Source organism: Azospirillum sp. B506, assembly GCF_000333595.1.
GTDB lineage: Bacteria > Pseudomonadota > Alphaproteobacteria > Azospirillales > Azospirillaceae > Azospirillum.
This window is the reverse complement of sequence record NZ_BADK01000289.1, coordinates 1-9,002: the sequence shown is the minus strand read 5'-3', so window position 1 is coordinate 9,002 and position 9,002 is coordinate 1. Positions and strand designations below refer to the sequence as shown.

13 protein-coding genes and 1 pseudogene are annotated in these 9,002 nt (G+C 65.8%); 11 read left to right on the top strand and 3 right to left on the bottom strand.

The annotated features are described in order from the left end of the window. The 10 genes and pseudogenes from I71_RS09145 to I71_RS09100 form a co-directional block, all read left to right on the top strand. A pseudogene (locus tag I71_RS09145) lies at positions 1-259 on the top strand (50S ribosomal protein L5); the annotation flags it as partial. A 15-nt stretch (positions 260-274) separates the two neighbouring features. Beyond that, the gene (gene rpsN / locus I71_RS09140; protein WP_012973218.1) at positions 275-580 is read left to right on the top strand and encodes a 30S ribosomal protein S14; all 306 of its coding nucleotides are present in this window, start codon (positions 275-277) and stop codon (positions 578-580) included. A gap of 13 nt (positions 581-593) precedes the next feature. Continuing rightward, positions 594-992, top strand: a complete 399-nt coding sequence (rpsH, locus tag I71_RS09135) for a 30S ribosomal protein S8 (RefSeq protein ID WP_042694090.1) — start codon at positions 594-596, stop codon at positions 990-992. 13 nt (positions 993-1,005) lie between these two features. After that, positions 1,006-1,539, top strand: a complete 534-nt coding sequence (rplF, locus tag I71_RS09130) for a 50S ribosomal protein L6 (protein WP_042694088.1) — start codon at positions 1,006-1,008, stop codon at positions 1,537-1,539. 5 nt (positions 1,540-1,544) lie between these two features. Further along, the gene (rplR, locus tag I71_RS09125) at positions 1,545-1,907 is read left to right on the top strand and encodes a 50S ribosomal protein L18 (protein ID WP_042694086.1); all 363 of its coding nucleotides are present in this window, start codon (positions 1,545-1,547) and stop codon (positions 1,905-1,907) included. Positions 1,908-1,919: 12 nt separating this feature from the next. Continuing rightward, complete coding sequence (gene rpsE, locus I71_RS09120) at positions 1,920-2,489, top strand: 30S ribosomal protein S5 (RefSeq protein ID WP_014246902.1); 570 nt, start codon at positions 1,920-1,922, stop codon at positions 2,487-2,489. A 2-nt stretch (positions 2,490-2,491) separates the two neighbouring features. Then, positions 2,492-2,683, top strand: coding sequence for a 50S ribosomal protein L30 (gene rpmD, locus I71_RS09115; protein WP_042694084.1), 192 nt, complete (start codon positions 2,492-2,494; stop codon positions 2,681-2,683). Positions 2,684-2,687: 4 nt separating this feature from the next. Beyond that, positions 2,688-3,173 carry a 50S ribosomal protein L15 gene (gene rplO / locus I71_RS09110; RefSeq protein ID WP_042694082.1) on the top strand — a complete coding sequence of 162 codons (486 nt, stop codon included), beginning with the start codon at positions 2,688-2,690 and terminating at the stop codon, positions 3,171-3,173. A gap of 123 nt (positions 3,174-3,296) precedes the next feature. Then, entirely contained in the window at positions 3,297-4,637 is a 1,341-nt protein-coding gene (gene secY / locus I71_RS09105; RefSeq protein ID WP_042694080.1) for a preprotein translocase subunit SecY, read from the top strand. Further along, entirely contained in the window at positions 4,637-5,284 is a 648-nt protein-coding gene (locus I71_RS09100; protein WP_042694078.1) for an adenylate kinase, read from the top strand. The genes secY and I71_RS09100 overlap by 1 nt, the downstream gene beginning before the upstream one ends. 91 nt (positions 5,285-5,375) lie before the next feature. Here I71_RS09100 and I71_RS09095 read toward each other — a convergent pair whose 3' ends face one another. The 3 genes from I71_RS09095 to I71_RS09085 all read right to left on the bottom strand — a co-directional run bounded on the left by I71_RS09095 (position 5,376) and on the right by I71_RS09085 (position 8,013). Next, positions 5,376-6,149 (bottom strand): FadR/GntR family transcriptional regulator, encoded by a 774-nt coding sequence (locus I71_RS09095; protein ID WP_042694093.1) that lies wholly within the window; start codon positions 6,147-6,149, stop codon positions 5,376-5,378. A gap of 142 nt (positions 6,150-6,291) precedes the next feature. Beyond that, positions 6,292-7,209 carry a DMT family transporter gene (locus tag I71_RS09090; protein ID WP_042694092.1) on the bottom strand — a complete coding sequence of 306 codons (918 nt, stop codon included), beginning with the start codon at positions 7,207-7,209 and terminating at the stop codon, positions 6,292-6,294. A gap of 114 nt (positions 7,210-7,323) precedes the next feature. Then, positions 7,324-8,013, bottom strand: coding sequence for a hypothetical protein (locus I71_RS09085; protein ID WP_042694076.1), 690 nt, complete (start codon positions 8,011-8,013; stop codon positions 7,324-7,326). 142 nt (positions 8,014-8,155) lie between these two features. On the opposite strand from I71_RS09085, the gene I71_RS09080 reads away from it, so the two are divergent. Continuing rightward, a partial coding sequence (locus tag I71_RS09080; RefSeq protein WP_049976007.1) for an N-formylglutamate amidohydrolase occupies positions 8,156-9,002 on the top strand: 847 nt, incomplete at its 3' end.

The window sequence follows — 9,002 nt, the reverse complement described above, 5'->3', positions numbered from 1 at the left end:
ACCGCATGTACGAGTCCCTGGATCGCCGGTGACGATGCGGTGCCCGCGCGTCCGTGACTTCCGTGGATCCCGGGGTGACAGCTTCGACGGCCGTGGCAACTACGCCATGGGCGTCAGGGAGCAGATCATTTTCCCGGAGATCGATTACGACAAGATCGATCAGATCCGCGGCATGGACATCATCATCGTCACTTCGGCGAAGACCGACAAGGAAGCCAAGGCTCTCCTGAAGGCCTTCGACATGCCGTTCGTGAGCTGAGGCTGGAGCACGACCATGGCTAAGACCAGTGCCATCGAAAAGAACAAGCGTCGCGCCAAGCTGGCCAAGCAGTACGCGAACAAGCGTGCGCGCCTGAAGGCAATCGCGAACGACAAGACCCTCCCGCCGGAAGAGCAATTCGCCGCCCGCCTCAAGCTGGCCGAGCTGCCGCGCAACTCCTCGAAGGTGCGCATCCGGAACCGCTGCGAAATGACCGGGCGTCCGCGCGCGTTCTATCGCAAGTTCAAGCTGTCCCGCGTCACGCTCCGCGAACTGGCCTCGACCGGCCAGATCCCGGGCATGACGAAGTCGAGCTGGTAAGGAGGGTCCGAGAATGTCTTTGAGCGATCCGCTCGGCGATATGCTGACCCGCATCCGCAACGGTCAGCACGCCCGCATGTCCGTTGTGGTTTCCCCGGCGTCTAAGCTGCGCGTCAACGTCCTGGAAGTTCTGAAGCGTGAAGGCTTCATCCGCGGCTGGTCCGAGGAAGAGCTGCGTCCGGGCGTCAAGAACCTGAAGATCGAGCTGAAGTACCACGAAGGCGAGCCTGTGATTAAGCAGATCGCCCGTGTGTCCAAGCCCGGCCGTCGCGTCTACTCGAAGATCGCCGACCTGCCCCGTGTTTACAACGGGCTGGGTCTGTCGATCCTGTCGACCCCGCGCGGCGTGATGTCGGACAATGAGGCCCGCGCCGCCAACGTTGGCGGTGAAGTCCTCTGCCGCGTGTTCTAAGGGGGATTGGCAGATGTCGCGCATTGGCAAGCATCCCGTGCCGGTCCCGGCTGGCGTCGACGTGAAGGTCGACGGTCAGCTGGTCACGGCCAAGGGCAAGCTGGGGCAACTCAGCATGACCCTGATCGACGACATCACCGCCTCGCTGGAAGACGGCAAGGTGGTGGTGAAGCCGGCAAATGACAGCAAGCGCGCCCGCGTCATGTGGGCGACCTCGCGCACCCTGATCAACAACATGGTCACGGGTGTCAACCAGGGCTTCACGATCAACCTGGAAATCAACGGCGTCGGTTACCGTGCCGCCGTGCAGGGCAAGGAGCTGGTTCTCCAGCTCGGCTTCTCGCACGACGTCAAGTACCCGATCCCGGAAGGCATCACGATCAAGTGCGACAAGCCGACGGCCATCTCGGTCAGCGGCTATGACAAGCACAAGGTCGGCCAGGTTGCCGCCGAAATCCGCGGTTGGAAGAAGCCGGAGCCCTACAAGGGCAAGGGCATCAAGTACGAGACCGAAACCATCCTGCGCAAGGAAGGTAAGAAGAAGTAACCGCCATGCTGAAGCCAAAGCAACTCCACGAGCGCCGCAAGCAGCGCGTGCGCGCGCAGATTGCCAAGAAGGCCGGCGGGCGTGTTCGCCTCTCGGTCTTCCGGTCCAATCTGCACATCTACGCCCAGATCATCGACGACGAAAACGGCAAGACGCTCGCGTCCGCCTCGTCGCTGGAGAAGGAGCTGCGCGTGCAGCTCAAGCACGGCGGCAACGTCGATGCTGCCAAGCGCATCGGCGAGCTGATCGCCGAGCGCGCCAAGGCCGCTGGGGTCACCGAGGTTGTGTTCGACCGCGGTGGGTACATTTACCATGGCCGGGTGAAGGCCCTGGCCGACGCCGCCCGTGAGGGCGGGCTGTCGTTCTAAGGAGGCCCGGATATGGCACGTGAACGTGGGGAGCGGGACAACCGCGACCGGCAGCCGCGCGAGCGGGAAGAAAGCGAGCTGATCGAAAAGCTCGTCGGCATCAACCGCGTCGCCAAGGTGGTCAAGGGTGGTCGTCGCTTCGGCTTCGCCGCTCTGGTCGTCGTCGGCGACGGCAAGGGCCGTGTCGGCGTCGGTTCGGGCAAGGCCCGCGAGGTCCCGGAAGCCATCCGCAAGGCGACCGATCAGGCCAAGCGCGGCATGATCCGTGTTCCGCTGCGCGAAGGCCGTACGCTGCATCACGACACCAACGGTCACTTCGGTGCCGGCAAGGTCGTGCTGCGGGCCGCTCCGGCCGGTACCGGCATCATCGCCGGTGGTCCGATGCGCGCGATCTTCGAGGCGCTCGGCGTCGCTGACGTCGTCACCAAGTCGATCGGCACGTCGAACCCGCACAACATGATCAAGGCGACCTTCGACGCCCTGACCCAGGTCACCAGCCCGCGGTCGGTCGCGGCGCGCCGTGGTCGTCGCGTGAGCGACATCCTCGGTCGTCGCGAGGCCGGCGCCGGTCAGGAGGCCTGATCATGAGCGAGAAGAAGACCGTCGTCGTGACCCAGATCGGCAGCCCGATCGGCCGCAAGCACGACCAGCGCGAGACGCTGGTCGGTCTGGGTCTCAACAAGCTGCACCGGACCCGCGAGCTGGAGGACACTCCGGCCGTGCGGGGCATGATCGCCAAGGTCGCGCACCTGGTCCGCGTCGAGAACGAGGGCTGAGATCATGACCAAGCTGAATGACCTGCGTGACAACGCCGGTGCCCGCAAGGCGCGCATGCGCGTCGGTCGCGGTATCGGTTCCGGCAAGGGCAAGACCGCTGGCCGCGGCGTGAAGGGTCAGACCTCGCGCACCGGTGTGGCGATCAACGGCTTCGAAGGCGGGCAGATGCCTCTGCACCGCCGCCTGCCGAAGCGCGGTTTCCGGAACATCTTCGCCAAGGAATACTCGGTGGTGAACCTGGGCATGGTCCAGAAGGCCATCGACCTGGGCAAGCTGAACGCATCCGAGACCATCGATGCCGCGGCGCTCAACGCCGCCGGCGTCACCGGCAAGGTGAAGAAGGACGGTGTCCGTCTGCTGGGCAAGGGCGAGCTGACCGCGAAGGTTTCCTTCACGGTCGCCGGCGCGTCCAAGTCGGCGATCGAGGCCGTCGAGAAGGCGGGTGGCAGCGTCACGCTGACCGTTCCCGCCGCCGAAGCCGCCGAGTAAAGGTCCGCGACAAGCCCGTGCTTGCGCACGGGCTTTCGGGGCACTACAAAAAGCGATGTCGCGAGGGGCGGCCTGCGTCATGCAGTGCCGCCCCGTTCGCGCTTACGGGACAGGGATTGGACCATGGCATCAGCGGCCGAGCAGCTTGCCGCCAACATCAATTTCGGGGCTTTCTCCAAGGCGACCGAGCTGAAAAAGCGGATTTGGTTCACCTTGGCGGCCCTGATCGTCTATCGGCTGGGCACCTACATCCCGATTCCGGGCATCGATCCGCACATCCTGCAGGACGTCTTCAAGCAGCAGGGCAGCGGCATCCTTGGGATGTTCGACATGCTGGCCGGCGGTGCGCTCCACCGCATGACCATCTTCGCGCTCAACATCATGCCGTACATCTCGGCGTCCATCATCGTGCAGCTGCTGACCGCCGTGTCGCCGCAGATGGAGGCCATGAAGAAGGAAGGCGAGGCCGGGCGCAAGAAACTCAACCAGTACACCCGATTCGGCACCGTCGTTCTCGCCACCGTGCAGGCCTATGGCCTTGCGGTCGGGCTTGAGTCGATGCGTGGCTCGACCGGCGCGGCGGTCATCGATCCCGGCCTGTTCTTCCGCATCGCCACGGTCATCACGCTGGTCGGCGGCACCATGTTCCTGATGTGGCTGGGCGAGCAGATCACCGCACGGGGCATCGGCAACGGCACCTCGCTGATCATCTTCGCCGGCATCGTCGCGGAACTGCCGCGCGCGCTGGTCAACACGTTGGAACTCGGCCGCCAGGGCGCTCTGTCCACCGTCTTCATCATCCTTATGCTGGTGATGGCGGTCGCAGTGGTGTTCTTCATCGTCTTCATGGAACGTGCCCAGCGGCGTCTGCTGGTGCAGTATCCCAAGCGTCAGGTCGGCAACCGGGTGTTCGGCGGCGAAGCGTCGCATCTGCCGCTGAAGATGAACACGGCCGGCGTCATCCCGCCGATCTTCGCGTCGTCGCTGCTGCTGCTGCCGCTGACCGCGGTCGGCTTCGCCGGCGGCGAAGGGCCGGAGTGGCTGCAGGCGGTGTCGCGCTATGTCGCGCATGGCACGCCTCTGTATATGCTGCTGTACGCCTCGCTGATCGTGTTCTTCTGCTTCTTCTACACCGCCATCGTCTTCAATCCGACCGAGACGGCCGACAACCTGCGCAAGTATGGCGGCTTCATCCCGGGCATCCGTCCGGGCAAGAACACCGCCGACCACATCGACTATGTTCTGACGCGGTTGACGGTGATCGGCTCCGCCTACCTTGTGGCGGTTTGTCTCCTCCCCGAAATCCTGATATCCCAGCACTCGGTTCCGTTTTATTTTGGCGGCACCAGCCTGCTGATCGTGGTCACCGTCACGATGGACACGGTCGCGCAGATTCATTCCCACCTGCTGGCCCACCAGTATGAGGGATTGATCAAGAAATCGAAGCTTCGGGGGAGAAAGTAATGAACCTCATACTGCTCGGTCCGCCGGGCGCCGGGAAGGGGACCCAGGCGCGCCGTCTGGAAGACACTCGTGGTCTGGTGCAGTTGTCGACCGGCGACATGCTCCGTGCCATGGTGGCCGAAGGCGGGCCGCTCGGGCAGCAGGCGAAGGAGATCATGGCCGCCGGCAAGCTGATGCCGGACGAGCTGATGGTCAGCATGATCGCCGAACGCATTTCCAAGCCCGACGTCAAGAACGGCTTCATCCTCGACGGGTTCCCGCGCACCGTGGCCCAGGCCGAGGCGCTGGATCGGATGCTGGACGAGAAGGGCCTGAAGCTCGATCATGTGATCGAGATGCGGGTGGTCGACGACGTGCTGGTGGAGCGCATCACCGGCCGTTACACCTGCGCCAAATGCGGCAAGGGCTATCACGACAGCTTCGAGAAGCCGAAGGTCGAGGGCGTCTGCGATGTCTGCGGCAGCACCGAATTCAAGCGGCGTGCTGACGACAACGCGGAGACGGTGACCACCCGTCTGGCCCAATATCACCAGCAGACGGCGCCGATCCTGCCCTACTATCAGGGGCGAGGCGTCCTGAAGGTGGTGGACGGCATGGCCGACATCGATGAGGTGACCAACCAGATCGGCGCGATTCTCACCAACTGAGGATCGTCACCGCCGGGTGGATGTGAAAAAGGCCGCGTCTCCCTTTGGGAGGCTGCGGCCTTTTTGCTATTGCCGGCTTTCCCTGCCGGCGTCAGACGGCTTTGACGGAAGGTTGGGGGTCGGTCGCAGTGGGCGCGCCGGAAGCGGTATGGTCCGACATGGTGCGGTAACGCGCCAGGATCCAGCCGAGATGGGCGGCGACCGCGTTGGCGGCGGCATCGGGATCGCGGCGGGCGATGGCCTGATGGATGGCGCGATGATGCTCGATCATCAGCGCCTCATGGTTCTCCATGAAGGGCTCGGTGTGCTTCATCTCGACCATGTTGCCGAGGATATCGCGGATGGTCGACAACAGGTGCAGATAGACCGGGCTGCCGGACGCCTGGGCGACGGCGACGTGGAAATCCATGTCGTCGGCCGCGCGTCCGCCGTCGCGGTTGGTCTCGCTCATCGCCGCCAGGATGCGGCCGATGGTGTCGATCTGCTCCTGGGTCGCGCGCTCGGCGGCCCGGCGGGCGGCCCAGCTTTCCAGCGCCAGGCGGATTTCGACGAGGTCGCACAGGTTCTGATGCGTGCTGCGGACCATGGCGGTCAGAGCCCCGTCCATCACGCCGGCCGACGAGACCACCCGGGTGCCGCCACCCTGGACCGCGGTCAGGAACCCCTGGGTCTTCAGCTTCTGCAGGGCGGCGCGGACAGAGACGCGGCTGACATGCAGCTGTTCCGCCAATTGGCGTTCGCCCGGCAGACGCTCCCCCGGCACCAGTTCGCCGCGCGCGATGCGGTCGAGAAGCTGTTGCGCCACCCATTCCGAAATGCGCTGGGAAGAGGAGGGGACGTGAGCGCTGTCATCGGTGCCGGGCACGGGTTGTTCCCCTTCGGTCGGAAAACGGATCATTGCTGATTGGTCATACCGGTAACGGTCCCGGCGGATGCGGTCAATGGGCGACAGAGGCGCCGCGTTGCCTTGCCCGCGGGATGGAAAAACAGAGGGCTGGACCGAAGCCTCAGCGACCGCCGGGGCGGGCCAGCAGGATGCCCACCAGGATCACCGCGGCTCCCAGCGCCTGCAAGGGTCCCAAGGGTTCGTTCAGCAGGATCCAGGCGAGGATCGCCGCTGCGGCGGGCTGGAGCAGCAGGCTGACCGACGAGAACGACGCAGGCAGATGGGCCAGCGCGTAGGCGATCAGGCTCTGTCCGCAGGCGTGGCTGAACAGGGCAAGCCCCGCCAGCACGGCCCAGCCGCCGGCGGTGGCCGGAAGCATCGCCTCGCCATCATAGAGGCCGATCGGCAGCAGCACCGCCGCGGATATGGCGCCGCTCCAAGTCATGATGGTTGCGGTGGAGAACTCGCTGCGCAGGCGCCCGACCGACAGGATGTAGCCGGCATAGAAGGCGGCGGTCAAAATGGCGAGCGCATCGCCGAACAGGTGGTCGGCATCGAGCTGGAAGCTCTCGCCCATCAGCACGACAGCGCCGACCAGCGCCAGCAGCATGCCCATGATGAAACGGCGTGTGATCCGCTCCTTGAACAGGAACCAGGCGGCCGGCGCCACATACAGCGGGGCGAAATTCGCCAGCAGCGTGGAGTTGGCAACCGAAGTATAGCGAATGGAGGTATGCCAGATCGCGAGATCGCCGGCGAAGCACAGGCCGGCCAGCGACAGCCGGGCATAGTCAGCGATGGAAGAGGGGCGGCGGCTGACGCGTCCGCCTCTTTGCCGCGACTCGGCGGCCATCCAAAGGGCCAGTGCCGGCATTGCCAACGCAGTGCGCCAGAATCCGATGGCGACCGGTCCGACGTCCGACAGGCGGACGAAGATGGGTGCGAAGGCGATGCCCAAGGCACCGACCAGCAGAGCTGTCAGGGCGAGGCGCTGCGTCCGGTGGGCATGGTCGGGGGAAAAGGCACTGGCGTCTGGCATGGCCGGCTTATATCCGCCGGGCGGCCTGCGGGCCAGCCGGTTGCCAGTCATGGCTGCCGTGCGCCTCCGGGATTCTCCCGGAGGCTGTCGCGACAAGGATCGGGCAGGGGCGGATCAGCGCGGACGGATGCGGCGGAGCGAAACAGATTCGTCGTCTTCCGATCCGAAATCGTCGTAATGGACCGGGCAGCGCCCATCCTGGCGGGGATTGCCCTTGACGGTGGCCGGGTACCAATCGCCCTTCCACTCCACCGACACCCGCATGCCGGGCTGGCACAGCGAGGCGCCTGCCGCATAGCCGCCGTTGGACATCGGAGCCGCACCCATCGGCGCCGTGGCAGCACCCGAGGGCATCGGGCTTTGCATCGGAACAGCGGCGGGTGCCGGCTTCTCCTGGTCGCAGAAGGCCGTGCAGACGCGCTTGGGGATCACCTGTCCGCCGCAGCTGCCGCCGAAGCAGTCGCGATAGTCGGACTCGCAGCGCGCCTCGCAGCTGCTGTTGCCGCAGGAATAGGAGCGGTCGAAATCGCTGACGGACTTCTTGACCGGCTTCTTCTCCGCCTGCTGGCGGCTGACATAGGCCTGATACTCATAGAGGGCGCGCGACCGCGCCTCGTTCACGCAGGACTGCTGCGACATGCCGCAATTTTGCCGGCAGTAATTGCGGTTCTGCTGACATTGGTTGACGCAGAGCCGTCCGTCGGCCGAACTCGGCGGGACCAAGCTGTATTGCGTCTCGTAAACAGGTCCGCAAGCGCTGAGCAGCGCCATGACGGCAAGGCAGAGGGTGAGCAGGCGAAGCATGCGGGTCGTCTTCCGGGTGGGTTCGCGCGAAGAGAGAGGGAAGCCTAGCAGTTTGCCGTTCGGACTACCACCATCGGCCGCGCGTCCGCCCGCCGTGGCCCGCAGTGTGGCATCCGGCGTCAAGGTTGCGGTACTGTGACGCATGTCTTCCTCACCCTCCGAACATCGCCAGCCCGTCACCGCTCCCGCACCGGCGCCGCGCGGGACGATTCCCTTGCTGGGCCCTGGCGATCCGCCGCCGGCAACCACGCTCAACCCGGATGCCGGCGGCCCCCTGCTTCTGGTGTGCGACCACGCTTCCCGCGCCATTCCCCATTCGCTGGGCGACCTCGGCCTGCCGGAGGAGCAGCTCTGCCGCCACATCGCCTATGACATCGGTGCGGCCGAGGTGACTCGGCGGCTGGCGGCGCGGTTCGGGGCCACCGCCGTGCTGTCGGGCTTCTCGCGGCTGGTGATCGATCCGAACCGGGCGCTGGAGGATCCCACCGCCATTCCGGTGGTCAGCGACGACGTGGTGATCCCCGGCAACCGCGCGCTCGATGCCGAAGCCCAGGCCCAGCGGGTGGAGGCGCTGTTCAAACCCTATCACGCCGCGGTGGCGGCGGCGGTGGCGGCGATCCGTGGGCGTGGGCAGGTGCCGGTGCTGGTGTCGGTGCACAGCTTCACGCCGGCGATGCGCGGGGTGGCGCGGCCCTGGCACATCGGCGTGCTGTGGGACAACGATCCCCGCCTGCCGGTGCCGCTGATCGAGGCGCTGAAGGCTGGCGGCCGCTGGTGCGTCGGCGACAACCAGCCCTATTCCGGCCGCGGCACGTTGGGCGGCACGGTGGAAACCCACGCGACTCCCGCCGGCTACCCCAATGTGCTGCTGGAGGTGCGGCAGGATTTGATCGCCACGCCNGAGGGTGCCGATTCGTGGGCGCAGGTGATCGGCGATGCGCTGGAGCCGCTGCTGGGCCTGCCGTCGCTGGCGACCGTCAACACCACCC